Below are 26,080 nucleotides of genomic sequence, written 5' to 3' on the forward strand. Positions count from 1 at the left end.
GAACCTCTTCGGGGATGAGCACGACGGACTCACCCTGCGGCGTCTTGTGCGCTAGGGCGTGTTTCGAAAGTCCCGCCTGGCCGACGACGCCTGGCACGCGCACTCGCCGCGTTGTCGGAATCATCCAAGTACGTCCAGTACGAGAACGATCCTCCGCCTTGCGATCGCACGCACCAGACGCCGTCGGCCCCGCCCTTCGGGCGGACGGCGCTACCTTCGCAACACGCCCTAGGTCGTAGCCCTGTACCGCCAACATCGTCGGGTCCGGCGTCTCGTACACGGTGGGACAGTCACCGTTTCCGCACTTGTCGTCGTCCTCACTCCTGCACGGTCCACCCGCGATCACGCGTAGTTCTTCCACTGATACATCCCCCGATCCTGGTGTGATCAGCAAACTACGGAGCGTCCTGTCCTCGTCACAAGAGCGGCGAGCTCTTAGTTACGTAGTCGCATAGAACCGAGTAGGTGAGTCATGAGCGGAGGAGGTCTGAGCAGGGCTGACGGTCCAGCCTCGGGCCGGGGACCTGGTGTGTGCGTCGGGGGGCGTTGTCAGAGCCCCCTGTTACGTTCGCCGCGTGATCAGAACCGTGCCGTACACCGGCAGTGAGAAGGACAGCCTGTACGCCGCTCTCGACCGGCATCGGGATGTCGTCGTGTGGAAGCTCGACGGGCTCGGCGACGAGGCGCTGCGGCGGCCCTTGACGCCCTCGGGGACCAACCTGCTGTCGCTCGTGAAGCATCTGGCCACCGTCGAGTACGGCTGGTTCTGCGCGACGTTCGGGCGGGAGAGCGAGCCGTTCTGGTTCGACACCGAGACCGAGGACATGACCGTCGGGCCGGACGAGTCGACCGCCGACATCCTGGCCTTCTACGCACGGGCCCGCGCCGCCGCCGACCGGGCGATCCGGGAGATCGGGCTGGAGGAGACCGGCACGTCATGGAATGGCAGGACCGTCACCATGCGCTGGGTCCTGATCCACATGATCGAGGAGAACGCGCGGCACGCCGGACACATGGACATCGTGCGCGAGCTGATCGACGGGGCGACGGGCGGTCATCCGGAGATACCCGAGGGGTGACTCGGTGACCGCCCGCCGCGTTCGGTCCGGGTCTCAGTTCGAGGTGACCGTGACCTTCTCGTCCTTGTTCAGCTGGTCCACCAGCTGCTTGACCTTGGCCTTGTCCCAGACCAGGTTCCCGCCCTTGCTGCCCGAGACCGGGATGTTCATCGACGTGCCGTCGCCGCCCGTGACGCCCTTCATCGCGAAGAACATCTGGCTCAGTGACCAGAGGGACATGTCCTTGTCGACGATCAGGGTGTCCAGGCCCGCGCCCAGCGTCGGGTAGAGCTTGAACGGGTTGAGGATCGTGCCCGGCGTGGCCGTCTGGGACGCCAGGGCCGCCAGGAACTTCTGCTGGTTCTTCGTGCGGTCCAGGTCGCTGCCCGCGAACGCGTACCGGGTCCGGACGAACGCGAGGGACTGCTCGCCGTCCAGCGTCTGCTTGCCCTTCTGGAAGTCGGCGCCCGACTTCTCGTCCTTGAACGCCTTCGGGATGTCCAGCTCGACACCGCCGATCGCGTCCACGATGTTGGCGAAGCCCGCGAAGCCGATCTCGACGTAGTGGTCGATGCGCAGACCGGTGTTGAACTCGACCGTACGGACGAGCAGTTCGGGCCCGTCCTCCGCGTACGCGGCGTTGAGCTTCGTCTCCCGGCCCGTGTTCTGGAACATCTTCCCGGAATCCGAGCCGCGGAACGACGGGATCACCACGTTCGAGTCGCGCGGCAGCGAGATCAGCGTCGGGCCGTTCGAGCCGTCGTGCAGGATCATCATCGAGTCGGTGCGCTTGCCTTCCGCGCTGCCCGTGTGGAGATCCTTCTTCTCCGCGTCGGACATGCCCTCACGGCTGTCGGAGCCCACGATCAGATAGTTCGTTCCGTCGCCGGACTCCGGCCGCTCGATGACCTTCGAGAGGTCGACCTCGCGCTTGAGCTTGGAGTCGGCCCAGAAGTACGTGCCTATGGAGACCGTGAGCAGGACGACGACCAGGGAGATCGCGGTGATCTTGATACGGCGCCGCCAGTCCGGTGCGTAGTCGGGGGAGCGCCCGCCGCCGTTGTACGACCCCTGCGGGGGCACGGTCGGCGGCGGTCCGCCCTGACCGCCCCGGTCGGCCGGGGTGCCGTAGACCTGGCCCGTGTTGTAGTCGCTGTTGTACGGGGGCGGGTCGTACCCCGCGTCGTACCCCTGCGACGGCTGCTGGGGGACGGCGCGCCGCTGCACGTGCGGCATCGCGCGTACGCCTTCGGGCTGCGCGTCCGCGCTGCCGCGCCCGTAACGCCCGCCGCGGTCGTCGCGTTCGCCGTTCCATCCATCACGCCGATCGTTCATGCCGACCAGTGTGCGGCTCCGACACGCCCCGTATACAGGGGTGAGGGAAAATCACAGCAACGCTGTTGCCAAGCTGATGCAATGCGACCCGTGACGTCCCGTGACGGACCCCCGCATAGGGTGGAGGGCATGACAGACCAGGCCGTCCGCCCCGAGACAGATATTCCGGGTAAGCCCACCTCGGCGTCCCGCACCACGCTCAGCCACATCATGAGCGGGAGTGACACCAACCTCCTCGGTACGGTGCACGGCGGCGTGATCATGAAACTCGTGGACGACGCCGCGGGCGCGGTCGCGGGCCGGCACTCGGGCGGGCCCGCGGTCACCGCGTCCATGGACGAGATGGTCTTCCTGGAGCCGGTCAGGGTCGGGGACCTGGTCCATGTGAAGGCCCAGGTCAACTGGACGGGCCGGTCCTCCATGGAGGTCGGCGTGCGGGTGCTCGCCGAGCGCTGGAACGAGTCCACCCCCGCCCAGCAGGTCGGCAGCGCGTATCTCGTCTTCGCCGCCGTCGACGCGGACGGCAGGCCCCGCCCCGTACCGCCGGTGGTCCCGGAGACGGAGCGCGACAAGCGGCGCTACCAGGAGGCGCAGATCCGGCGTACGCACCGGCTCGCCCGGCGCCGGGCGATCAAGGAACTGCGCGAGAGGCGCGCAGCGGACGGCATCGGCGACTGACCGGCCGCGATCACAGCCCGTCCGGCGACCGAGGACAGCCGCGGCCCACGAGCCGCGCCACCCGATCAACGCCCCCGGACCAGGAGCCACGCCCCAGAGCCCGGCGCCAGAGTCCGCCCCCGCGTCACGGGCACACCACCTGGTCGCCCGTCACCGCCCCGAACTCGCCCTGGTGCGTGTCCTCCGCCCGCACCGGCCGCACCGCCTTGTAGTCCGTCCCCGCCATCACCTTGAGCGTCGCGCCCTGCCGGGGCACCGGCCGCAGCTCACAGCCCGGCAGGGCCGCCGCCAGGGACTTCGCCGAGCGGTCCCAGCGCGGGTCGAACAGCACCTGCGTACGCGACACTTCCGGTCCCGTGTGGTTCAGCGGGGCTCGCGTGGTGTCGAAGCCGGTCGCGCGCAGGGCACCGTCGACGCGCTGGCCCAGCCCGTCCTGCCGTGTCGCGTTGTAGACCTGCACCCTGATCTGCTGCGGCGACACCTCGACCATCGAGGCCGGCTGCTGCTTCGGCCCCTGCGGCCCGCGCCGCCCCTCGGGGGCCGGCGGCGTCAGCGGCTTGTCCTCGCGCAGCGCGCGGAAGAGCTTCTTCGACTTCACCGGGTCCCACTTCAGCGTCGAGCCGATGCCCTTGACCGGGAAGCCCCCGGCGGTGACCGGCACCGACGTGAACTCGGACGACGCCGGGGTGAAGTCGCGCATCGCCTTGCCGAGCGTGAGCATCTCCTCCGTACCGAAGCCCTTGTCCGCCCGGACCGATTCGAGCATGGTCGAGGTCACACCGCGCAGCTTCACCGGGTTCAGCAGTACACCGCTGCTGGTGGCCTGCTTGATCAGCGCGGCCATGAAGCGCTGCTGGCGCTGCATCCTGCCGAGGTCGGACGAGCCGTCGAGGTAGCGGGACCGTACGTACTGAAGCGCCTGGCCGCCGTCCAGTTCGTGTGTCCCGGCGGTCAGGTCGAGGCCGGTGTGCGAGTCCTTCAGCGGCTTGGCGGTGCAGATCTCCACCCCGCCGAGCGCGTCGACCGTCTTCATGAAGCTGGTGAAGTCGATCTCCAGATAGTGGTTGATCTTCACGCCCGTCATGCTCTCGACGGTTCTGACCGTCAGATGCGGACCGCCTTCCGAATAGGCCGCGTTGAGCTTCACCGGGTGGGGTCCGTGCTTGTCGCCGGTGTTCTCGTCGGTGTGCGAGGGCAGCTCCGCGTAACTGTCGCGCGGCAGGCTCACGACGCTCGCGCGCTCACGGTCCTCCGAGATGTGCACGAGCATGATCGTGTCGGTGCAGCGGCAGGGGGCGCCGCCGAGCCGGTACTTCTGCCGCTCCTCCTTGGTGATCTTGTCGCGGCCGTCGGTGCCGACGAGGAGGATGTTCACGCCGTGGCCCGCGTCCGGGCGGTTCTTCATGTCCTTGAACGGGTCGACCCGGCCGATCCCCGAGTCGAGACTCGTCACGAGGGCGTGGCCGATGCCGCCGGCGCCGAGGACCAGTACGGACAGGGTGGTCGCCACCCGCATCCCCCAGCGGGGCCGCCCGTCCCGTCTGCCGCGCACGGTCCGGGCGCTTCGGGTGCTTCGGGTGCTTCGGGCGTTCCCCGCGCTTCGGACGCCGGTCTGCGGCGGTCTCGGCCGGCCGGCGGGCCGGGGCCGGGGGGAGCGGGGTGGTGTGGGCACGGGGGACACCTCCGCGGGTGACGGGAACGGCTGGACTACTGGGTACGGGGGCGAAGGGCGGCCAGGGGACGCAACGTAGGCCCATACGATCAGCAGCCTTGCGCTGAGCCCGCCCGACGCGCGTCGCTGTCCCCCATTCGCGGTAACGTGGCGTGCGATGAACCCGTCTCCCTGACGCCCGAAGGATCACATGCCTGCCCAGCCCCCCGCCGTCTCCGTGATCATGCCGGTGCTCAACGAGGAACGGCATCTGAGGAACTCCGTCCAGCACATCCTGGAGCAGGAGTACGACGGCGAGATGGAAGTGGTCATCGCGCTCGGTCCGTCCACGGACCGCACCGACGAGATCGCGGCCGAACTCGTACGCGAGACGGCGGACAGCGCACGGGCCCGCGTGCAGACCGTGCCCAATCCGACCGGCCGCACGCCGGCGGCGCTCAACGCGGCCATCAAGGCGTCCAAGCACCCCGTCGTCGTACGGGTCGACGGCCACGGCATGCTGTCGCCGAACTACATCTCCACCGCCGTACGGCTCCTGGAGGAGACCGGCGCGCAGAACGTCGGCGGCATCATGCACGCCGAGGGCGAGAACGACTGGGAGCACGCCGTCGCGGCGGCGATGACCTCCAAGATCGGTGTCGGCAACGCGGCGTTCCACACGGGCGGTGCGGCCGGTCCCGCCGAGACCGTCTACCTCGGGGTCTTCCGGCGCGCCGCGCTGGAGCAACAGGGCGGCTACAACGAGGAGTTCATCCGCGCCCAGGACTGGGAGCTGAACTTCCGGATCCGGGAGGCCGGCGGCCAGATCTGGTTCTCGCCCGAGCTGCGCGTCCAGTACCGACCGCGGCCGTCCGTCCGGGCGCTCGCCAAGCAGTACAAGGACTACGGCCGTTGGCGCCATATCGTCGCCCGCTTCCACTCGGGCTCGATCAATCTGCGCTACCTCGCCCCGCCGGTCGCGGTCTGCGCCAACGTCGTGGGCGTCGTCGTCGGCCTCGCCTTCACGCCCTGGGCGCTGATTGTCCCCGGCGGCTATCTCGCCGCGATCGTCGTGGGCTCGATACCGGCCGGCAAGGGGCTGCCCCCCAAGGCCCGGCTCCAGATCCCGCTCGCGCTCGCCACGATGCACATGTCGTGGGGGGCCGGCTTCCTGACCAGCCCGCGCTCGCTCGCCAAGAAGGTCATGGCGAGCCGCCGCCCGGCGGTCCAACAGACCGCCTGAGCAAGGCCGTTACGTACGAGGTGGAGCCCCGGGCGCGTCGCCCGGGGCTCCACCTCTTACGCGGCCACTTGGTACGCGGCCTCCCCGCTACCAGGTGAAGCCGGGCTGGATCTCCATGCACTCGCCGTCGTCGGCCCCGTTCAGCGCCCGCGCCGTGTCCGGCGTCTTCGACTCGTCCTTCGCCGCCGACTTCGGGTACGTGTCACCCGTACGCCAGTCGGCGCCCACGACCAGCGTCACACCCGATACGTCCGTCGACTTCTTCGCCGAAGTCACCGGAATCCCCAGGGACTTGGCGACCGCCTGCGCGTCACCCTCCAAGTCGGCGCTGGGGAAAAGGATTTCGGTGCGCGCGGTCGGATCGAGTGTCGTGTCGGCCACGGCCTTCGGGTAGCCCTCGGCGGCCAGCAGCCCCGCCACCGCCGTGGCCCGCTGCGGCGTCGGCGCCTGCGTGTCGCTGCCCGTGCCGTTGCGTACGAGCACCCCGGTCTCGGCCGGAGCCGCCGCCGGGTCCTTGGACTCGGCCGGGGGCTTGCGCTTGGACGCCTTGCCGTCCAGCGGCACGTCGTCGCGGACCATCGTGAACAACTGCTCGGCGTCGCCCGGCTTCGGGAACACCCGACCGGACTCGGCACCCTGGCCGTACACATTCGGCATCGTCGCCATCGTGATGCGCTTCGTGGGCACCTTCTTGAGCTCTTCCGCCAGGTCGTAGAGCTTCGTGACGCCGCCCAGGCCCTTGTCGACGGTCAGCGCGTCGGTGGCCGCCTCGGCGAGGCTCGTCAGCTTTCCGGGGTCGGTCAGCTTGGCGCCCGTGCGCAGCTCCCGGACCATCGAGTTCATGTACATGTGCTGGGCGTGCGTGCGGGCGAGGTCGCTGCCGTCCTCGAAGCCGTAGCGCGTACGCAGCCACTGGAGCGCCTGCTCGCCCTGGATGGTGTTCTTGCCCTTCTTCAGCTTCAGCCCGGAGCCCTTGCCCTCGGCGTTGCGTGAGTGGACGTTCTCCTGGACGCAGACCGGCACGCCGCCGATGGCGTCCGCCATCGACACCACACCCGCGAAGTCGATCATCATGAAGTGGTCGATGGTGATGCCGGTCAGCTCGTACCAGGTGGCCACCGTGCAGCCTGGACCCCCGCGCCCCAGGCTCGCGTTGGTCTGTACGTTGCCCGTGCTCGCCGGGTAGACCTTGCCGGTTTTCGGGTCGGTGCACTTGGGCATCTTCACCATCGTGTCGCGCGGCATGCTGACCACGGACATGTTGCTGCGGTCGGCCGAGACGTGAAGCAGCATCTGTACGTCCGCGAGCGGTGTGCCCCCGAAGGTCTCCGTGGCGCCGCCGAGTTTCTGGTTCGCCTTGGAGTCGCGGGCGTCCGAGCCGATGAGCAGGATGTTGAGCGGGGTCTGGCCCGCGGAGTTGGCCTTGTGATCGGCCATCGGCTTGTCGCCGAGCGTCAGTTCTTCCTTCTTGAGCTTGCCGTCGAGATGGCGGTAGTAGAGGTATCCGGCGCCGGCCGTGGCGAGTATCAGCAGGGCGAGGACGGAGGAGATCCACAGCAGTATTCGGCGTTTGCCGCGCCGCTTGCGCGGGCGCGCGCCGTTGCGGCCCGGGCGGCCCCGCTGTGCCCGGCCCGAGCCGTCACCACCATCGGTGGCCGTGTCGTCGGAGTCCGAGCCGTCGCCGGCCCGCGCGCCTTCGCCGCCCGCGCCTCCGCCGCCGTGTGACGTGCCGTCAGGGCCGCCCGCAGTCCCGTCCGCGCCGCCTTCGTACAGACTGTCGTCCCAGCCCAACTCGCGGGCGTGCGGGACGCGTTGTCGCGTCCCCTGCCTGCGTATGCTCTGCCCCACCCGGTGCCCCTACCCCTGTCGCTCAAGCGCTCCGCGCGAGCCGGGGCTCCGGGCACACCGGAGCCTGCCTCACTTGGCGCACACCTGCTTGTCGGCTTCCACCTTCTGCACGTCGTCCGGCACCTTCGCCGGGCCGACGATGGGCACGCCCGCACCCTTGAAGTCCGCACCGAGCGTCAGGGCCATCGCCTGCAACCCCTCGGCGTCCTCCTTGCCCGGCTTCATCGCCGCGGCGGGCAGGCCCATCATGTCCGCGAGACGGCGGGCCTGGTCCGCCTGGTTCGGCGCGTACTCCAGCGACGTCTTGTCCAACTCCTTGGGCGCGTTGCCCTTGTTGGTGGACTTCGGTACGCCTTCCTCGTTCTGGAGCCAGGCGAGCGTCTCCTGGGCGGAACCCTGCGGCCCGCCGCCGTTGAACACATCGACCCTGACATCCGCGGGGGCTGCTTTGGTTCCCTTGAGGAGCGCCGCCTGCTTGCTCTTGGAGGCCTTCTCCTGATCCTTCACCTCGGTGAGGGAGGTGTCGTTGCGCATCATCGCGAACAGCGGCTTCGCCTTCGCCTCGTTCACGACGACCGTCGCCTTCACGACCTCCGCCGGGTTGTCCACCACGGGGAGCGTGGTGAAGCTGATGTTCTTGGGGTTGACCTTGGCCAGCTCCGTACCGAGGTCGCGGAGCTTCTCGATGCTGCCGATGCCCGTATCGACCGTGAGCGCGTCGGTCGCCGCCTTCGCCAGGTCCCACAGCTTCGAGGGGCTGGTGAGCGTCTCGCTGGACTTCATCTTGCGGATCAGGGAGCTGAGGAACTGCTGCTGGGTCTGGATCCGGTCCAGGTCGCTCTCGTTGCCGAAGCTGTGCCGCGTACGGACGAAGGCGAGGGCCTGCTCGCCCTTGATGACGTGCTTGCCCTTGCTCAGCTTCAGATGCGAGTCGGGGTCGTCGACGTCCTTGCCGACACACACCTCGACACCGCCGACCGCGGTCGTCAGCGTCTTCACCGCGTTGAAGTCGGCCATCATGAAGTGATCGACCGTCAGCCCGGTCAACTCCTTGACCGTACGCATGGTGCAGCCCGGGTCGCGCTCGGACTGGCCGAGGCTGGTGTTGAAGCGGACGCCCTGCTCGCCGGGGACGATCTTCTTGCCGTCCTCGGTGTTCGTCTCGCAGTCCGGGATGTCGGTCATCAGGTCGCGGGGGATGGAGAGCGCGGTCGCGTTCGTCCGGTCCTTGGAGACATGGAAGAGGATCGTGGTGTCGGCGTGCCCGAGGCTGTTCTTGTCGCCGTAACCCTCGTTGCCGGACCCGGTGCGCTTGTCGGTGCCGATCACCAGGATGTTGACGGCCTGGTCCTTCTTGAAGCCGCCGCTGCCCGCCCCGTCGACATCGATCGTATTGATGTTGCCGTTGAGCTCCTGGTACGCGTAGTAGGCGGCGCCCGCCCCGCCGACGAGGATGAACGCCGTGATGCCGCCGGTCCAGCCGAGGATCTGCTTCTTGCGCGACTTGGGGGGCGGCTTGCGCTTGCGGCGGCCCGCGCCCGCGGCGGACGCGGCGTCGGCGTTGTTCGCGCCGCGGCGCCCGCGCTGGGCGGGTACGTCCCGGCGGGACGCACCCGAAGTGCCGGTGGAACCGGAGGAGTTACGCGCCCGGGGGATGCTCGCGCCCGCGCCGTCCGACGCACCGTCAGCACCGGCGCCGCCACCGGAGCCCGCTCCCGTGGCGCCGGGCGCTCTGCGGTTCCCGGCGGAACGACCGCGCGGCGAACCGTCCGCGGGCGAGGTGTTTCTCGGCCGGCGAGGAGTGCCGTGCCCGATTCCCGTGTCACGGGAAGGGGTCGACGGCTGCCCTTCGGAGTGGTTCAGTCGCAATTCGTAATTGCCGGTCTGCGGGTTGAGCACCCACTGGTCGGCGGGATCGATCCCGTCGCCTTGTCCACGGCCTTGCGCATCCACGGTTGCTTGAGTCCTCCGTCGGTGCCACGCGAAGCGCTTCATCCCCCAAAAGCGCTCGGTCTTTCGATCCGGCGGTTCGCGACCTCGCGGCCCGACGTACCGGATCGCGTCACACTATCCGCCCAGTTCAGCGTCCAGCGACGTCCGTGACAAATTCGACTCCCCTTACAAGGGGGCAATCTGCCCAATCGTCATAGACTGTCGACCCCTCCTTGGTATTGCTTTTACTTACACAGGCCGGCGGCGGCATTTGTGCCCGGGAAAGCCGGAGTCGGAGTGGCGCTCGACGGTCCCGGGTCGTCCGGCTTTCCGTCCGTCTTCGAACTCCCGCCGTCACCCTGTGTGTTCCCTCCGTCGCTTTCGACGTCCTGTTCCTGCCCGGCGGGCACGACCGAAACCGGCTTGTCCTCGCGCAGTTGAGTGAACAGTCGCCCCGCGTCCGGCTGTACGAGCTCGTCACGGTTCGGGTCATTGGCATAGGGCTGTCGCGGTACGGTCAGGAACTGCACCTTTTCCGTCGGTACGTTACGCAGGCCGCGCGCCAGGTCGTAAAGATCCTTGAGCGTGTTCAGACCGGGGTCGGTCGTCACGGACTTGGTCGCCGCGTCCAGCACCGGATAGAGCCGGGTCGGATTGAGCAGAACACCGTTGCTCTGCACCTTCTTGACGAGCGAACCGAGGAACTGCTGCTGGCGCTCCATGCGTTCGGTGTCGCTGCCGTCGCCGATCGTCTTGCGGGCCCGTACGAATCCGAGTGCTTCCTCGCCGGTCAGGGTCTGCTTGCCGGCCGGCAGCTTCAAATGGGCGTCCCTGTCGTCGACCGGCTTCCTCAGACAGACCTCGACGCCGTCGACCGCGTCCACCATGTCCTTGAAGCCGCTGAAGTCGACCACCATGTGATGGTCGACGCGGATGCCGGTGAGCTTCTCGACCGTACGGATCGAGCACGCCGTACCGCCGAACTGGAACGCCCAGTTGAACTGCGCGGACTGCTCCCCCGAGCGCTTGCCGTCCGAGGTCTGGCAGCTCGGGATCTCGACCATCAGATCGCGCGGGATCGACACGGCGGTCGCGCTCTGCCGGTCGGCGGCGAGGTGCAGCAGGATCGTGGTGTCGGAGCGCTGCGAACCGCCCTCGTCGCGGCCGTACTTGCCGTTGCCGGAGCCCGCGCGGGTGTCGGACCCGATGAGCAGGATGTTCTTCGCGTCGACGGCGATGGGCCTGGGGCGTTCCTTCTCGTATGTCCGCAGCTCGGCTTCGGCGGTGGTGTCGGTGGTGATGTTGCTGTCGAGCTTCTGGTAGAACCACCAGCCGACACCGGCGGCGGCGAGGACGACGACGGAGGTGCCGAGGGCGGTCCAGCGGAGCCAGTGGCGTTTGCGCGGGGCGGTGGCGTCGGGGTTGGGGTCGGGGCCGGCGGAGACAGGGGCGGCGACTGCGGCGACTGCGTCCGGGCTGTCGGACGCCTCGTCCTTCGCCCCGTCCTTCGCCCCGTCTTTCGCTTCGTCTCTCGCCTTGTCCGGTACGGCGTCTTCCGCTGCGGCTTCTTCTTCGCCGGCAGCCGCAGCCGCAGGGCCTACCGCGCCCGCCGCGTCCTTGGCCGGCTCGTCCTTCGCCTTGCCCTTGCGGCGTCTCTTCTTCTTGCTTGCTCCGCCACTGTCGTTCGTGGTCTTGTCGCCGTCGGACCCGGTCGACGCGGTCGGCGGCTCGTCGTCGGCCCGGGGGTCCCGTTCGGGCGGCGTGCCAGCACTGTCGGTCACGGCGGAGTCCATCCTTCATGGCGTCGGCGACGCACGGCCCCGCCGGTTTCAGGGGTAGACGGCTGAACCGCACGCTTGGTTGTGCACTGAACTGGATCTACCGACGATCATCTACCGGAGGCGGTGTTCCGCGCCGGAACCCGTCAGCTCATCAGGTCACCGTGTCGCCGCGCGCAGGCCGACCTAGGGCGTGTTTCGAAAGTCCCGCCTGGCCGACGACGCCTGGCACGCGCACTCGCCGCGTTGTCGGAATCATCCAAGTACGTCCAGTACGAGAACGATCCTCCGCCTTGCGATCGCACGCACCAGACGCCGTCGGCCCCGCCCTTCGGGCGGACGGCGCTACTTTCGCAACACGCCCTAGCCGACCTGGCCGACCTAGCCGACCTGGCCGGCCTGGCCGACATCTCCGGCCGTGCCGACCGCCGTGCCGGTGACGCGCTCGCTCTCGATCCGCTTCGCCAGCCCGTCCGCCGACAACTGGTCCATGTTGCGGCACAGCACCACCGACGAGCCCGCGGCGAGCGGCGCGTACAACCCCGCCGAGAGCCCTTCCCAGGTGTCGTACGGCCTGCCGGACAGCAGCCGGGCGCCGGGCGCCGTCAGACCGAGGTCCGCGGCGTCCGCGCGGGCCTTCCCGACGACCTGGGCCGCCGTCAGCTCCGTACCGGCGACGACGAGCGCGGGCGCGTCCGGATCCACCGGCGCGAACGGCGCGAAGCGGTCGCCCTGGCCGGGCACCTCGACCGCGTAGTCGGCGAAACCCTCGGGCGGCTGCGGGAAGCGGCCCCCGAGCGGACGCAGCGCGAGCGCCAGCCGCTCGCCCCGACAGGCGCGGGCGGCGGCGAGGTCTTCGGGTGCCGGACCGCTGACGACGAGGTCCGCGGCGGCCGGGTCGCCGCCGATCTCGGCGCACACCCCGACCGAGGAACAGGCGAGCAGCCACACGGCGGTCTGCCAGTGCGCGGGCAGCAGCAGCGCGAGCCGGTCGCCGGGTTCGGCGGCGAGGTCGCCCTGGAGGAGATTGGCGGTCTTGGACACCCAATTGGCGAAGGTGGCCACGGACAATTCGACGCGCTCACCGGTGGCATCGTCGTAGAAGGTGACCAAGGGGCGGACCGGATCCGTGGCGAGAGCGGATCGCAGCAGGTCGGCGGGGGTACGGTCGCTGGCGTTCACGCGGGCAAGGGTACGCCGGGCGGCCGGGCGCGCACCGCCGTACCGGTGACGCCGTCCACCGGTTGGTCCGATGGCCCGTCAGTTTCCGCGGGTACTCCCGGAAGGCGGGCCCGGCCGGCCGGCCGCACGATCGGAACATGCGTGCATTCCTGTCTTCCTCGGTCGGCGTCGCCTGTGCCGCGGCTCTCGTACTCCCGCTCTCCGTGCCCTCCGGGGCTGCGGCGGCTCCCCAGGACGCCCGGACGGGCACAGCCGTCCCGGGCTCCACGGAGTCGCTGCCACTGGTCCCGCTCGGGTCGGAACGCTCCTTCGGTGTCGCCACCGAGCAGGGGCTGCCCCAGCGGGACGTCCAACCCTTCTCGCTCGTCGGAGTCGTCTGGGACGACGCCGACGCCGAACTCCACGGCTCGGTCCAGGTCAGAAGCCGGTCCGCCGAAACAGGCGACTGGTCAGGCTGGCAGGACATCGAGACGCACAACGCCGAACACGGCGCCGACCTCGGTACGTCGGAACGCGACTCGGGCACCGTGCGGGGCTCGACGGCTCCCCTGTGGGTCGGGGCGTCGGACGGTGTCCAGGTACGGGTCCAGGCGGACGACGGCCCGGACGCCGGCCCCGCCCGCGCGCCGCTGCCACGCGGACTGAGCCTGGAACTGGTCGACCCGGGGGAGGCGCCGGAACAACTCCCGGTGACGGAGGCCGACGCCTCGCGCGGCCAGACCGTCGCGACCGACTCCGACTCCGACTCCGACGCGGCGACCAAGCCGAACACGCCGAACGCGGCGACCAAGCCGAACACGGCGAACACCGGCACCGCCGCCAAGCCGTACACCGCACCGCGCCCGAAGATCATCTCCCGCAAGGGGTGGGGCGCGAACGAGAAGCTGCGCGAGAAGCGGCTCGGCTACACCAAGACGGTGAAGGCGGCGTTCGTCCATCACAGCGCGACGGGCAACAACTACACCTGCAAGCAGGCGCCCTCCGTCATTCGCGGTATCTACCGCTACCACGTGACGAGCAGCGGCTGGCGGGACATCGGCTACAACTTCGCCATCGACAAGTGCGGAAACATCTACGAGGGGCGCGCCGGCGGCGTGACGAAGCCGGTCATGGGCGCGCACACTCTCGGGTTCAACACGAACAGCACGGGCATCGCCGTCCTCGGGTCGTACTCGACCACCAATCCGCCCGCGGCCGTCACGACGGCGGTGGCCAAGCTCAGCGCCTGGAAGCTCGGGCTGCACGGGATCAACCCGCGGGGCAAGGTGACGCTGACGTCGGCCGGCGGCAACAAGTACGCCAAGGGCAAGAAGGTCAGCATGAACGCGGTCTCCGGGCACCGGGACGGGTTCGTGACGGACTGTCCGGGCAACAAGCTGTACAGCAAACTCGGCACCATCCGTGTGTCCGCCGCCAAGTACCAGGGTCGCTCCTAGACTGGCTGGTCACCCTCCCCCGTACGGGGGAGCGCAGGCCCCAGCAGGAAGCAGAGACGACAAGGTGACTGAAGCGATCCTCCTGGTCGGCGGCAGGGGCACCCGGCTCCGGCCGCTCACGGTGCACACGCCCAAGCCGATGGTCCCGGCGGCCGGTGTCCCGTTCCTCGCACACCAGTTGGGACGGGCGCGGGCCGCCGGGGTCGAGCACATCGTCCTCGCGACGTCGTATCTGGCCGAGGTCTTCGAGCCGTACTTCGGGGACGGCTCATCGCTCGGCCTGCGTCTTGAGTACGTCACCGAACACGAGCCGCTCGGCACCGGCGGCGCGATCCGTAACGTCGCCGCCCGGCTGGACTCCGGGCCGGACGACCCGGTGCTCGTCTTCAACGGCGACATCCTGACCGGCCTGGACATCGGCGCGCTGGTCGACACCCACGCGTCGGCCGGGGCGGACGTCTCACTGCATCTGACACGGGTCGACGACCCGAGGGCGTTCGGACTGGTGCCTACGGACGACACCGGCCGGGTCACGGCGTTCCTGGAGAAGCCGCAGACACCGGAGGAGATCGTCACCGACCAGATCAACGCGGGGGCTTACGTCTTCCGCCGCTCGGTGATCGACTCCATCCCGGCGGGGCGCCCGGTGTCGGTGGAACGCGAGACGTTCCCCGACCTCCTGGAGTCCGGTGCGCATCTGCACGGCATGGTCGACTCCACGTACTGGCTGGACCTCGGCACGCCGCAGGCCTTCATTCGCGGCTCGGCGGACCTGGTCCTGGGCGTGGCCCCGTCCCCGGCGGTGCCGGGCCGCTGCGGCGACCGCCTCGTCCTGCCGACCGCCAGGGTCGCGCCGGACGCGAAGCTCACGGCGGGCACGGTGATCGGCGCGGGCGCGGTGATCGCGGAGGGCGCCCGGATCTCGGGCAGCGCGATCCTGGACAACGCGGTGATCGGCGCCGGGGCGGTCATCACGGACTCGCTGGTGGGCGCGGGCGCGCACGTGGGCGCCCGCACGACACTGTCGGGCGCGGTGATCGGCGACGGCGCGACGGTGGGTCCGGACAACGAACTCCACCCCGGAGCCCGCGTCTGGTGCGACACGACGCTCCCGGCCCGCTCGATCCGCTTCTCGTCGGACGAATAGGACCCACCGGGCTTCTTCAGCCCGTCCGGCGTCCGAGGACGGACGGGGTGCACGTGCCGGGTGGCTGTGCCGGCGGGTACGGCCCCGCCGCGTAACCTCCGGGCCCTGGAAGGCCGGTGCGGGCTGTTCACGCCCCGCCCCGCCGGTTCGCCGCCCCGGCGCGGGGTCCGGGGCCCACCCCCGGTTTCGGGAAGGGGCGGGGTCGGGGAGAGCCCCGCCCCGGCACCGCCTCCGCCGCACCGCCTACCCTCTTCACAGACCCCGATCCCAAGGACCCTCCCCGTGGCAGGCCGCTTCGCCCCCCGTCCCCGCACCTCCGCCCTTCCCGCACCCCGGACGAGCGGCGGCACCGGCGGCGGCACCGGCGGCAGTGGCGTGACCGCGAAGATCAGGGTCTGGGTCCCGCCCGGCGACGCGTTCGACCTGGGGCTCGTCCTCGGCCCCCTCCGTCGCGGACCCGCCGACCCCACCTTCCGTACCCCGCCCGACGGCTCCGCCATCCGCGCCACCCGCACTCCAGCCGGGCCTGGCACCCTGCGGGTCAGGCCCGGCGACGGCGCCGTGCACGCCGAGGCGTGGGGCCCCGGGGCCGACTGGCTGCTGGAGCGGCTGCCCGAGATGCTCGGCGCGTCGGACGACCCCGCCGCCTTCGTCCCGCGCCACAGACTCCTCGCCGCGTCCCGGCACCGCCGCCCCGGTCTGCGCCTGTGCCGCACCGGCCTCGTCCTGGAGTCGCTGATTCCGTCGATCCTGGAGCAGAAGGTCACGACGATCGAGGCGTACCGCGCCTGGCGGCTGCTCGTACGGAAGTACGGCGAGCCCGCCCCCGGCCCGTACGGCGAATCACCGGACGGCCGTCGCGACAGCCCGATGTACGTCATGCCCGACCCCCGCACCTGGGCCATGATCCCGTCCTGGGAGTGGCACAGGGCGAACGTCGACAGCAAGCGCTCCGACACGATCGTGCGCGCGGCCCGCGTCGCCCGCCGGCTGGAGGAGGCCGTCGACATGACGCCCGAACTCGCCGCCGCCCGCCTGGAGCTGATCCCCGGCATCGGCCCGTGGACCTCCGCCGAGACCCTTCAGCGGTCGAACGGCGCCCCGGACGCCGTCACCGTCGGCGACCTCCATCTGCCGGGCATCGTCGGCTACGCGCTCGCCGGCCGCCCCGACACCGACGACGCCGGGATGCTCGAACTGCTGGAGCCGTACGCCGGGCAACGCCACCGCGCCGTACGGCTCATCCTGCTCAGCGGCCGTACGCCACCACGCCGCGCACCCCGCATGCCGGTCGGCAGAATCGCCCACCTCTGAGGCGCGTCGCCGCAGCCCGCGCTCACCGCACCTCGATGAAGTCCTCCGGCGCCCGCCCCGGCCGCCGCTTCGGCTCCGCCGCCGCGTGTCCGACCGCCACCGCGCCCATCGGGTCCCAGTTCGCGGGCAGTTCGAGCACGTCCCGTACGACGTCGCGGCAGAACATCGTCGACGACACCCACGCGGAGCCCAGCCGCTCGCCCGCCAGCGCCACGAGGAAGTTCTGCACCCCGGCGCCCGTCGCGACGACGAACATCTCGCGCTCCGCCGCGTCGCGCCGCGCGTCCCCGTAGGTGTGCGAGCCGTCCGCCACGAGGCACGGCACCACCAGATATGGCGCGTTGCGCAGCACGTCCCCGCGCCGTACCCGCTTGGCCACGGACTCCTCCGACTTGCCGTCGCGGCGCAGGTCCGCGATCCACGCGTCCCGCATCGCGTCGAGGAGCCGGCCGCGCGCCCCGGGCGACTCCAGCAGGACGAACCGCCACGGCGTCGTGTGATGCGGCGCCGGAGCCGTCACGGCCGCGGCGACCGCGCGGCGCACCGCGCCGGGGTCCACGGGCTCGTCGGTGAACTCCCGGACCGTACGGCGCTGGGTGACCGCCTCCCGTACCGCCTCGGACGTCCCGAGCCGGAACATGTCGTCCGCCGCGACCCGCACCATCGCCCGCGCGCCGTCCGCCGATTCGCCCACCAGCCGCGCCAGGCCGGTCACCACCGCCACCGGCAGCCCGGCGGACTTGCCCTTCACCAGCTCGCCGGCGGCGGCCAGTTCGTCGGCGAGGGCGACGACCGTCGCGCTCAGCGGGTTGCCGTGCGCGTCCGTACCACCGCGCAGATCGTCCAGGACCCGCACACCCGCCGCGCCGATCGCGACGTCCGTCAGCCCGTTGCGCCAGGGCCGGCCGAAGGTGTCCGTGACGAGCACGCCGACGTCCACGCCCAGCGCGTCCCGCAGCCCCTCCCGGATCGCGCGGGCCGAGGCGTCGGGGTCCTCGGGCAGCAACAGCACCGTCCCCGAAGGGGTGTTGGACGCGTCGACGCCGGCCGCGGCCATCACCAGACCCTGCCGGTTCTCCACGATCCGCAGTGGGCCGCGCCGCGCGACGACACGGACGGTCTCCGCGTCTATCGCCGCCTCGCGGTCCCGCGCCTCGACGGTCCTGCCCTCGGCCTTGGACACGATCTTCGACGTGACGACGAGGATGTCCCCGTCGGCCAGACCGGGCCCCGCCGCCACGATCAGCTTGGCGAGATCGTCGCCCGCGCGGACCTCGGGCAGCCCGCCGAGCGCCCGCACGCTGTACGACGCGCCCCCCTCGCCACCGCCACCGGCACTGCCTTCGACTTCGCCTTCGTAGGACGTCACGCCCGCACCTCCTCCGCCAGCGTCAGCGCCTCACGCGCCATCGCGGCCGTCGCGTCCAGATCGGTCATCATCAGTGGTACGGCCCTGCTGCGGATCCCCGCGCCCTCGATCTCCGCGACCGCGGCCGCGTCCACGGTGTCGACCAGCCAGCCGTCCAGCAGCCCCGAACCGTAGTGCTGCGCCACGGCGGTGGCCGTCGACTCGACGCCGATCGCCGTGAGGACCTTGTCGGCCATGCCGCGCACCGGCGCGTCCCCGACGATGGGCGAGAGCCCGACGACCGGCACCCCGGCGTCGGCGATCGCCTCGCGGATCCCCGGCACGGCCAGGATCGTGCCGATGCTGACGACCGGGTTGGACGGCGGGAAGAGGATGACGTCGGCCTGGGCGATGGCCTCCAGCACACCGGGCGCCGGCTTGGCCTGGTCGGCGCCGACGGGCACGACCGCGTGGGCCTCCACGGAGGCGCGCATCTTCACCCAGTACTCCTGGAAGTGCACGGCCTTGCGCTCGCCGGTGGGGCTGTCCGGCACATCGACGGCGACATGCGTCTCGACGCGGTCGTCGGACATCGGCAGCAGCCGCACCCCGGGCTTCCAGCGGGCGCAGAGCGCCTCGGTGACCGCGCTCAGCGGATAACCGGCGCCCAGCATCTGCGTGCGGACGATATGGGTGGCGAAGTCGCGGTCGCCGAGGCCGAACCACTCGGGCCCCACTCCGTACGCCGCAAGCTCCGCCTTGACCTGGAACGTCTCGCCCGTACGTCCCCAGCCCTGCTCTTCATTGATGCCACCCCCGAGGGTGTACATCACCGTGTCGAGGTCCGGACAGACCTTCAGCCCGAACAGATGGATGTCGTCACCGGTGTTGCCGATCACCGTGATGTCCGCGTCCGGCGCGGCCTGTTTGAGGCCACGCAGGAAACGGGCACCACCGATACCGCCGGCCAGAACCACAATGCGCATGCGGTGCAGTTTGTCAGGCGGGTACGACATCCCGGGCCGCCGGGGCGCACCGGGCGGAGTGCATCGGCATCTCGGTCAGACCCGGGTGGTAGATGTGCAGACTGACGGCGGGTTCGAGCGAATCGTTGACCACCTCGTGGACGTATCCGGGGGCGAAGACCCGCTGCGCGCCGCCGCCGAGTGTGCGGCCGGCCGTCTGCGTACGCTCCGTCAGTTCGCCGTCCAGGACGGTCAGGACACCGGACGAGCGGCCGTGGTCGTGCGGTCCGCTGCGCTGGCCGGGCACCCAGGAGAGCAGCCACACCTCGTAGCCGGGACCGGTGCTCAGCCGGTGGTACCAGCGGCTGGCGGCGTCGTACCGGACGAGCGTGGCCCACCGCGGGCGGTCGGCGGCGATGGCACGGGCCAGACCGGCGAACTCGGCCACGGTGGCGGGGTGCTCACGGGCGGGCTGGAGAAGGTGCGGTACCTCAAGGAGGTCGCCCGCGATGTGAAGGTCGCTGTCGCTGTTCATGGGTGTGGAGGTTCCTCGGCAGAAGGCGTGCGTGGGGGCGCGAAGCAAGGTGCGCGGAAGGAGCGGAAAGGAAAGAGATGTACGGCCGGAGCGTCAGAGGCTCAACAGCACGGACAACAGGAACAGCAACAGCGGGCCTGGACAGCGCTGCGGAATCCACGGGTGTGGATCGCGTACGACGCTGAGGTGACCGGCATGCATTCAAAGGTGGCGGGAACGGTTCCCACTTGTCAACTCAATGACCGATTTGGCGGCAATGTTTCACCTCATCTGGTTACGGAGTTCGGAGAAAGGTTTGTGCACTCGCTGACGGGGAGACATGGCGCAGCAGTCGGGCTCGCAAACATCCTCGCGCTCTCGCTTTGGCGTGATCGAGCTGTGATTCGGATCGCTTCCGTGGCTGGATCGCAACATCAATGAGGCTCCGAGCGTCTCCCCCGGGGAGGAGTGGATGCGGGCAGGCCAGTGGCATGTGTCAGGTTTTTGGTGATTTGAACACTTTCCGCATAGCCTTGGTTCCGCAGAGTGAATACCGGGACCAATAGCAGATCTCGGCTTGACTGGCTCGTATCCGCACACTTGTAATTTCACTCGTGTCGTTCGGCCGAAAACGGTAGCGGCCGCAAGCACGGGGACGTAAAGACAGACGAGGGGCGCACATGACCGAGCTGTTCGAACAACTGCTGGTCGAGGACGCGGACGAGGAACTCGGCTGGCAGGAGCGCGCGTTGTGCGCCCAGACCGATCCCGAGTCCTTCTTCCCCGAGAAGGGCGGCTCCACCCGAGAGGCGAAGAAGGTCTGTCTCGCCTGTGAGGTCCGCTCCGAATGCCTGGAGTATGCCCTCGCCAACGACGAGAGATTCGGTATCTGGGGCGGTCTGTCCGAGCGTGAACGCCGCCGTCTCAAGAAGGCCGCGGTTTGAACAGTTCCGGCCATTCTCGGCCCGCGCCCTGCGCGATAGCCCGCGTGACACCTCGCGCGTCATTATTCGAACGGTCCGTCATCTGCGTCCTCTTCGCAGGCGGCGGACCGTTGTCGTGACCGGCGCGGGCACCACGGCCCGGCGCTGTCTCCCCGGTCGTCCGCTTTGTCCCGGCGCTCGGCGATCCGGCGCTTGTTCGTACCGTTAGTGTGGGGCCCCGTCCGAGACGCCCCAACGCCCCGTCGGGGCGACCCCCCGGCCGGAGGGCCCCTACCTCGATGTCCGCCACCACAGCCGCGTTCGTTTCAGCCACCGCACCGGAGTACCCGCGGCACGTCGTGACCGCAGTGCTCGTCTCCCACGACGGTGCCCGCTGGCTCCCCGACGCCCTCACCGGGCTGATCGGCCAGGAACGCCCCGTACAGAACGTCATCGCCGCCGACACCGGCAGCGCCGACGAATCGGCCACGCTGCTCACCGAATCGCTCGGCCCGGACCGCGTCGTCCACCTCGCCCGCCGCACCAGCTTCGGTACGGCCGTCGAGGAGGCGGTCCGTACCGCCGGCGTGCTCACGCCCGACGACCTGCCGTATCTGAGACGGCCGAGCGGCTGGGACCCGGTCACCCGGACCTGGCGCGACGAGGCGTACGACATGCCCGAACTGCCCCACGGCGAGCCCGTGCAGTGGCTGTGGCTGCTCCACGACGACTGCGCGCCCGACCCCGACGCCCTCGCCGAACTGCTGCGCGTCGTCGACACCGACGCGCACGCCGCGATCGTCGGCCCCAAGCTGCGCGGCTGGTACGACCGCAAGCAGCTCCTGGAGGTCGGCGTCTCCATCGCCAACAGCGGGCGCCGCTGGACCGGGCTGGACCGGCGCGAACAGGACCAGGGCCAGCACGACCAGGTCCGCACCGTGCTCTCCGTCTCCAGCGCGGGCATGCTCATCCGCCGGGACGTCTGGGAAGAGCTGGGCGGCTTCGACCGCCGGCTCCCCCTGATGCGCGACGACGTCGACCTGTGCTGGCGCGCGCACACCGCGGGACACCGGGTGCTCGTCGCACCCGACGCCGTCCTGCGGCACGCCGAGGCCGCCGCACGCGAGCGCCGCACCGTCGACTGCGCGGGCCGCTCCGTCGTCAACCCGCACCGGGTCGACAAGGCCGGCGCCGTCTACACGTTGCTCGTCAACTCGCGCGGCGCCGTGCTGCCCTACGTACTACTGCGGCTCTTCGTCGGCACGCTCCTGCGCACCGTCGCCTACCTGGTGGGCAAGGCGCCGGGGCAGGCCGTCGACGAGGTCATGGGACTGTCCGGCACACTCCTGCGGCCCGGCAGAATCATCGGCGCGCGAAAACGGCGCGGCAAGGGCGTCGTCGAAGCCAGTGAACTTCGCGCGCTTTTCCCGCCACCCGGCGCCACCGTCCGGGCAACGGTCGAGCAAGTAGCAGGCAGCCTCGGTGGCGGCTCTGAGACCGAGGCCGGTGGCTCACGCCACGGCGCGGTGGAGTCGGGCCCCGGCGGGGACGACGCGGACTTCCTGGAGATCGAGCAGTTCGCCCGGCTGAAGCGCCTCGCGCACAAGCCGGGCCCCGTCCTCTTCGCCGTCCTGCTCGTCGTCTCGCTCGTCGCCTGCCGCGCGCTGCTCGGCGGCGGCGCGCTCGCGGGCGGCGCGCTGCTGCCCGCGCCGCCGGACGTGGCGGGCCTGTGGTCCCGTTACGCCGACGGCTGGCACCCCATCGGCACGGGCGGCACCCAGACGGCGCCGCCGTACCTCGCGGTCCTCGCCGCCCTGTCGGCGCTGTTCCTCGGTTCGACCGGCTTCGCGCTGACCCTGCTGCTCGTCTGCTCCGTACCGCTGGCCGGCGTCACCGCGTACTTCGCCTCCCGGCCGCTCGTCGAGTCGAAGCTGCTGCGGGCCTGGGCGAGCGTCGCGTACGCCTTCCTGCCCGCCGCCACCGGCGCCCTGGCCACCGGGCGGCTCGGCACGGCCGTCCTGGCCGTCCTGCTGCCGCTCATCGCGCGGGCGGCCGTCGCCGCCTACGGATTCCGCGCCGGGTCCGGCGAGAGCGCTGAGAGCGCCGCCGGCGGCACCGGCGCGGCAGCCCGCGCGGGCGGCGGGGCGCGCGGAAGCTGGCGCGCCACCTGGGCGTACGCCTTCCTGCTCACCCTCGCGATGGCGTTCACCCCCATCGTCTGGCCGATGGCGCTCGTCCTCGGCCTCGCCGTCCTGGTCCTGCGCCGCGGCGACATCGTGGCGTACGGGCTGCGCCTGCTGGCCGTCGCCGGCACCCCGCTGCTCGTCCTGGCCCCCTGGTCGCTCTCGCTGCTGACGGCACCGTCCGCGCTCTTCCGCGAAGCGGGACTGGAGTTCGGTACGGGACAGGCCACCGCCCTCGATCTGCTCGGCATGAGCCCCGGCGGCCCCAAGGCCGCGGGCGGGCTGCTGCTGATCGGCGTCGTCCTGGCGGCACTGGCCGCGCTGCTGCGTGGCGAGCGGCAGTTCGCCGTGCGGGCGGCCTGGGTGACCGCCGTCGTGGCGCTCGTCTTCGCCGTCCTCGCCAACAACTCCGGCTGGGCCGGTCCCGCCACCCTCGTCTACGGCCTCGCGCTCATCGCGGCGGCCGTGCTCGGCGCCGACGGCGCCAAGGAGCGCGTCGCCAGCCAGAGCTTCGGCTGGCGACAGCCCGTCGCGGCACTCATCGCCGTAGCGGCCGGGGCGGCCCCGCTGCTCGCGGCGGGCGGCTGGATGCTCAGCGGCGCCGCGGGCCCGCTGGAGCGGCGCGACCCGGTGCAGGTACCGGCGTTCGTCGCCGAGGAGAGCATCACCCGCGACCAGCCGCGCACACTGATCCTCGGTGGTACGTCGGCCGCGGAGGTCTCGTACTCGCTCGTACGCGGCTCCGGCGGCCGGCTCGGCGACGCCGAGCTGACCGAGTCGGGCGGCAGCGACCCCGGGCTCGACAAGGTCGTCGGACGCCTGGTCGCGGGCTCCGGCGCCGACCAGACCGACCAGCTCAGCGGCTTCGCGATCCGCTACGTCCTCGTCCGGGACGGCGCTCCGGCGCAGATGTCGCGGGTGCTCGACGCCACCCCCGGCCTCAGCCGGCTCAGCCAGCTCGACGGCAGCGCGCTGTGGCGCGTCGACCGCCAGATCTCACGGGCCATGATCGTCGAAGGCGACAGCGAGGGCGGGAGCGGGAGCGGCGCCGAGCCGCTGCCCGTCGGATCGTCCACGGTCGAGGCCCACACCGACATCCCGGCGGGCAAGGCCGGGCGGGTGCTGCGGATCGCCGACCGGGCCGCCGACGGCTGGCAGGCCACGCTCGACGGCCGCCTCCTTGAGAAGACGACCGTCGACGGCTGGGCGCAGGGATTCCAGCTCCCCGCCGAGGGCGGCAGGCTCGACCTCACGTACGAGGACACGTTCACCCACACCGCGTGGGTCTGGGCGCAGGGCGCGCTCGCCGTCGTCCTGCTCGTGCTCGCCCTGCCGGGGCGGCGCAGGGAGATCGACGACGACCTGCCCGAGGAGCGGGTCGAGGTGCCCGCACAGCCCGTGTCGGGCGAGGGCCGCCGGGCGCGCAGGCTGCGTGCCGCGGCCCAGGCGGAGACGCCGGAAGGCACGGAGGCGGCGGAGGCCGCCGGTGCCGGGGGTGTCGGCGGTGTCGCCGAGGCCGCACCGCCGCAGCCGGCGGAGGCCCCGTACGTCGCCGCCGCGTCCGTGCCGCAGCAGCAGTCGTACGGAGAGTGGGACGGCCAGACGTCCTACCAGGGCGCGGACTACGGCTCGTACACGAATGAACAGCCGTACCAAGGCGGGCAGAACGAGCAGCAGCAGTACGAAGGCGCCCCCTACCAGGGCGCGCAGCAGTACGACGGCGCTCCCCAGTACGACGCCGACGGCTACCAGCAGTACCCGGCGCAGTACCCGGCGGACCAGTACCAGCAGCAGGCACCGGTCCAGTACGACCAGTACGGATACGTCGTCCAACAGCCGTACGCCGAGGGGCAGCAGCCCTACGCCGATCCCCAACAGCCGTACACCGACGGCAACGAGAACGAGCAGCGTCCCGACGGGAGCAGCAACCAGTGAACCGCACGACCCTCTCCCTCATCGCGGCAGCCACCGCGCTCGCGGCGGTCACCGGGTTCGCCGCGGTCAGCGCGCCCGACGCCTCCGAGACGACGGCGACGGCCAAGACGCCCGCACGGCTCCCCGTGGAGCGCAGCAGCCTGCTCTGCCCGGCGCCCAGCACGTCGGAGCTGGCCGAAACGGCGTACACGTCCTTCACCCCGGCCGGAACGGAGGGCGCGGGCACGGGCGGCGCGGCCGAACTGGCGCCGTCCGTCACGCTCTTGGACGACACGGCGGCCGACGACGAGAAGAAGACCGACGACAAGGCCGACGACGGGACGAATGACGACAAGGCGAAGGAACCCGCGGCGGACGGAGCGGACGCGAAGGTCAAGCCGTTCTTGGCCCTCAAGGAGCCCGGCAAGCCCGTCTCCGGGACCAAGAACGCCTCGGACGCCCCCGCACTCGTCGGCACGGCCACCGGCCCTCTCGCGCCCGGCTGGACCACCCAGCAGACCACCACGGTCACGGCCGGCGACGCTCGCGGGCTGCTCGGCGTGACCTGCACCGCGCCCGACAGCGATTTCTGGTTCCCCGGCGCGTCCACGGACAAGTCGCGCCAGGACTACGTCCACCTCACCAACCCGGACGACACGGCGGCCGTCGCCGACGTCGCGCTGTACGGCAAGGAGGGCACGCTCAAGTCCGATACGGGAGAGAGCATTCCGGTCCCGGCGCGGTCCAGCGTCCCCGTCCTGCTGTCGACCCTCACCGGAGAGGCGGAGCCGAACGTCACCGTCCATGTCAGCACCCGCACGGGCCGCGTGGGCGCCGTGGTGAACGCCGCCGACGAGAAGATCGGCGGCGACTGGCTGGCGGCCTCCGCCGATCCCGCGCCGCGCGTGGTGCTCCCCGGAGTCCCGGCCGACGCCACCTCCGTACGACTGGTGGTCTTCGCGCCCGGTGAGGACGACGCCGAACTGAAGGTGGAGTTGGCGGGCAAGAGCGGCACGATCGTCCCGGCCGCCGCCGCCGAGACACTCAACGTGAAGTCAGGCATGACGGCGTCGCTCGACCTGGAGGACGTCGCCAAGGGCGAGCCCGGCTCGGTGCTCCTGAGCCCGGCGGAGGAGGCCGGCGAGACCCCGGTGGTCGCCGCGCTGCGCGTCGTGCGGGGCAAGGGCGCCGACCAGGAGGTCGCGTTCATCCCGGCGACCGGACCCGTGGCGGAGCGCGCGACGGTCGCCGACAACCGGGTCAAGGGCTCGACGCTGTCGCTGGCCGCGCCGGGCAAGACCGGGAAGGTGAAGGTCACGGCCTCGGCGGGCAGCGGGGGCGGTGAGCAGGTCGTCAAGACGTACACGGTCAAGGGCGGTACGACGCAGGCCGTCGCACCGCCGGTGCCGACGGGCCTCAAGGGTTCGTACGCGCTGACGGTCGAGCACGAGTCGGGCGGTCCGGTCCACGCGGCGCGCACGCTGGCGGTGACGCAGGACGGCGTACCGATGTTCACGGTGCAGACGCTGCCGGACGACCGGGGCATGGTGTCCGTACCGGCGACGAAGGAAGACCTCTCCGTACTGAAGTGAGGTCGGGGCGGGACTGACGGTGTGCGGGTACGGGTACGG

At 70.9% G+C, this 26,080-nt stretch carries 18 protein-coding genes; 9 read left to right on the plus strand and 9 right to left on the minus strand.

Annotated elements, in window-relative coordinates; translation table 11 throughout:
- Positions 1 to 578 precede the first annotated feature (578 nt).
- Positions 579 to 1,079 carry a DinB family protein gene (locus tag OG700_RS25235; RefSeq protein ID WP_405621965.1) on the plus strand — a complete coding sequence of 167 codons (501 nt, stop codon included), beginning with the start codon at positions 579 to 581 and terminating at the stop codon, positions 1,077 to 1,079.
- A gap of 33 nt (positions 1,080 to 1,112) precedes the next feature.
- Here OG700_RS25235 and OG700_RS25240 read toward each other — a convergent pair whose 3' ends face one another.
- The gene (locus OG700_RS25240) at positions 1,113 to 2,393 is read right to left on the minus strand and encodes an LCP family protein (RefSeq protein WP_405617287.1); all 1,281 of its coding nucleotides are present in this window, start codon (positions 2,391 to 2,393) and stop codon (positions 1,113 to 1,115) included.
- Between the two features lie 129 nt (positions 2,394 to 2,522).
- Here OG700_RS25240 and OG700_RS25245 point away from each other — a divergent pair, with 129 nt between their 5' ends.
- Positions 2,523 to 3,071 (plus strand): acyl-CoA thioesterase, encoded by a 549-nt coding sequence (locus OG700_RS25245; RefSeq protein WP_405617289.1) that lies wholly within the window; start codon positions 2,523 to 2,525, stop codon positions 3,069 to 3,071.
- 124 nt (positions 3,072 to 3,195) lie between these two features.
- Here OG700_RS25245 and OG700_RS25250 read toward each other — a convergent pair whose 3' ends face one another.
- Positions 3,196 to 4,587 (minus strand): LCP family protein, encoded by a 1,392-nt coding sequence (locus tag OG700_RS25250; RefSeq protein ID WP_405621967.1) that lies wholly within the window; start codon positions 4,585 to 4,587, stop codon positions 3,196 to 3,198.
- Between the two features lie 346 nt (positions 4,588 to 4,933).
- Between OG700_RS25250 and OG700_RS25255 the strand changes: the two genes are divergently transcribed.
- A complete protein-coding gene (locus tag OG700_RS25255; protein WP_405617291.1) occupies positions 4,934 to 5,965 on the plus strand; it encodes a glycosyltransferase family 2 protein in 1,032 nt (343 codons plus the stop codon).
- An 87-nt stretch (positions 5,966 to 6,052) separates the two neighbouring features.
- Here the strand turns inward: OG700_RS25255 and OG700_RS25260 are convergent, their stop codons facing one another.
- The 4 genes from OG700_RS25260 to OG700_RS25275 form a co-directional block, all read right to left on the minus strand.
- Positions 6,053 to 7,813, minus strand: a complete 1,761-nt coding sequence (locus OG700_RS25260) for an LCP family protein (RefSeq protein ID WP_405617293.1) — start codon at positions 7,811 to 7,813, stop codon at positions 6,053 to 6,055.
- Positions 7,814 to 7,882: 69 nt separating this feature from the next.
- Positions 7,883 to 9,766, minus strand: a complete 1,884-nt coding sequence (locus tag OG700_RS25265) for an LCP family protein (RefSeq protein WP_405617295.1) — start codon at positions 9,764 to 9,766, stop codon at positions 7,883 to 7,885.
- A 224-nt stretch (positions 9,767 to 9,990) separates the two neighbouring features.
- The gene (locus tag OG700_RS25270; protein WP_405617297.1) at positions 9,991 to 11,538 is read right to left on the minus strand and encodes an LCP family protein; all 1,548 of its coding nucleotides are present in this window, start codon (positions 11,536 to 11,538) and stop codon (positions 9,991 to 9,993) included.
- Positions 11,539 to 11,904: 366 nt separating this feature from the next.
- Positions 11,905 to 12,705: a TIGR03089 family protein gene (locus OG700_RS25275; protein ID WP_405617300.1), complete on the minus strand. Its 801-nt coding sequence runs from the start codon at positions 12,703 to 12,705 to the stop codon at positions 11,905 to 11,907.
- Positions 12,706 to 12,842: 137 nt separating this feature from the next.
- Between OG700_RS25275 and OG700_RS25280 the strand changes: the two genes are divergently transcribed.
- The 3 genes from OG700_RS25280 (at position 12,843) to OG700_RS25290 (ending at position 16,602) form a co-directional block, all read left to right on the plus strand.
- Positions 12,843 to 14,141, plus strand: coding sequence for a peptidoglycan recognition protein (locus OG700_RS25280; RefSeq protein ID WP_405617302.1), 1,299 nt, complete (start codon positions 12,843 to 12,845; stop codon positions 14,139 to 14,141).
- 64 nt (positions 14,142 to 14,205) lie between these two features.
- Positions 14,206 to 15,288 carry a sugar phosphate nucleotidyltransferase gene (locus tag OG700_RS25285; protein WP_405617304.1) on the plus strand — a complete coding sequence of 361 codons (1,083 nt, stop codon included), beginning with the start codon at positions 14,206 to 14,208 and terminating at the stop codon, positions 15,286 to 15,288.
- 282 nt (positions 15,289 to 15,570) lie between these two features.
- Complete coding sequence (locus OG700_RS25290) at positions 15,571 to 16,602, plus strand: DNA-3-methyladenine glycosylase family protein (RefSeq protein WP_405617306.1); 1,032 nt, start codon at positions 15,571 to 15,573, stop codon at positions 16,600 to 16,602.
- 22 nt (positions 16,603 to 16,624) lie between these two features.
- On the opposite strand, the gene OG700_RS25295 is transcribed toward OG700_RS25290, so the two are convergent.
- From OG700_RS25295 to OG700_RS25305, 3 genes are all read right to left on the minus strand, one after another.
- On the minus strand, positions 16,625 to 17,902 hold the full coding sequence (locus OG700_RS25295; protein ID WP_405621969.1) for a coenzyme F420-0:L-glutamate ligase: 1,278 nt from the start codon (positions 17,900 to 17,902) through the stop codon (positions 16,625 to 16,627).
- A gap of 65 nt (positions 17,903 to 17,967) precedes the next feature.
- On the minus strand, positions 17,968 to 18,936 hold the full coding sequence (gene cofD, locus OG700_RS25300; RefSeq protein WP_405617308.1) for a 2-phospho-L-lactate transferase: 969 nt from the start codon (positions 18,934 to 18,936) through the stop codon (positions 17,968 to 17,970).
- A gap of 13 nt (positions 18,937 to 18,949) precedes the next feature.
- Positions 18,950 to 19,450 (minus strand): cysteine dioxygenase, encoded by a 501-nt coding sequence (locus OG700_RS25305; RefSeq protein ID WP_405617310.1) that lies wholly within the window; start codon positions 19,448 to 19,450, stop codon positions 18,950 to 18,952.
- Positions 19,451 to 20,109: 659 nt separating this feature from the next.
- Between OG700_RS25305 and OG700_RS25310 the strand changes: the two genes are divergently transcribed.
- The 3 genes from OG700_RS25310 to OG700_RS25320 all read left to right on the plus strand — a co-directional run bounded on the left by OG700_RS25310 (position 20,110) and on the right by OG700_RS25320 (position 26,041).
- A complete protein-coding gene (locus OG700_RS25310) occupies positions 20,110 to 20,373 on the plus strand; it encodes a WhiB family transcriptional regulator (RefSeq protein ID WP_023541320.1) in 264 nt (87 codons plus the stop codon).
- 278 nt (positions 20,374 to 20,651) lie between these two features.
- Positions 20,652 to 24,470, plus strand: a complete 3,819-nt coding sequence (locus tag OG700_RS25315; RefSeq protein ID WP_405617312.1) for a glycosyltransferase — start codon at positions 20,652 to 20,654, stop codon at positions 24,468 to 24,470.
- Complete coding sequence (locus OG700_RS25320; protein WP_405617314.1) at positions 24,467 to 26,041, plus strand: DUF5719 family protein; 1,575 nt, start codon at positions 24,467 to 24,469, stop codon at positions 26,039 to 26,041. The genes OG700_RS25315 and OG700_RS25320 overlap by 4 nt, the downstream gene beginning before the upstream one ends.
- The last annotated feature ends 39 nt before the right edge of the window (positions 26,042 to 26,080 follow it).

The organism is Streptomyces sp. NBC_01508, from assembly GCF_045040315.1.
Lineage (GTDB): Bacteria > Actinomycetota > Actinomycetes > Streptomycetales > Streptomycetaceae > Streptomyces.

Coding starts and splice junctions, on each gene's coding strand:
- OG700_RS25240 (WP_405617287.1), bottom strand. CDS start 2,393: ATGAACGATCGGCGTGATGGATGGAACGGCGAACGCGACGACCGCGGC.
- OG700_RS25245 (WP_405617289.1), top strand. CDS start 2,523: ATGACAGACCAGGCCGTCCGCCCCGAGACAGATATTCCGGGTAAGCCC.
- OG700_RS25250 (WP_405621967.1), bottom strand. CDS start 4,587: ATGCGGGTGGCGACCACCCTGTCCGTACTGGTCCTCGGCGCCGGCGGC.
- OG700_RS25255 (WP_405617291.1), top strand. CDS start 4,934: ATGCCTGCCCAGCCCCCCGCCGTCTCCGTGATCATGCCGGTGCTCAAC.
- OG700_RS25270 (WP_405617297.1), bottom strand. CDS start 11,538: ATGGACTCCGCCGTGACCGACAGTGCTGGCACGCCGCCCGAACGGGAC.
- OG700_RS25280 (WP_405617302.1), top strand. CDS start 12,843: ATGCGTGCATTCCTGTCTTCCTCGGTCGGCGTCGCCTGTGCCGCGGCT.
- cofD (WP_405617308.1), bottom strand. CDS start 18,936: ATGCGCATTGTGGTTCTGGCCGGCGGTATCGGTGGTGCCCGTTTCCTG.
- OG700_RS25305 (WP_405617310.1), bottom strand. CDS start 19,450: ATGAACAGCGACAGCGACCTTCACATCGCGGGCGACCTCCTTGAGGTA.
- OG700_RS25310 (WP_023541320.1), top strand. CDS start 20,110: ATGACCGAGCTGTTCGAACAACTGCTGGTCGAGGACGCGGACGAGGAA.
- OG700_RS25315 (WP_405617312.1), top strand. CDS start 20,652: ATGTCCGCCACCACAGCCGCGTTCGTTTCAGCCACCGCACCGGAGTAC.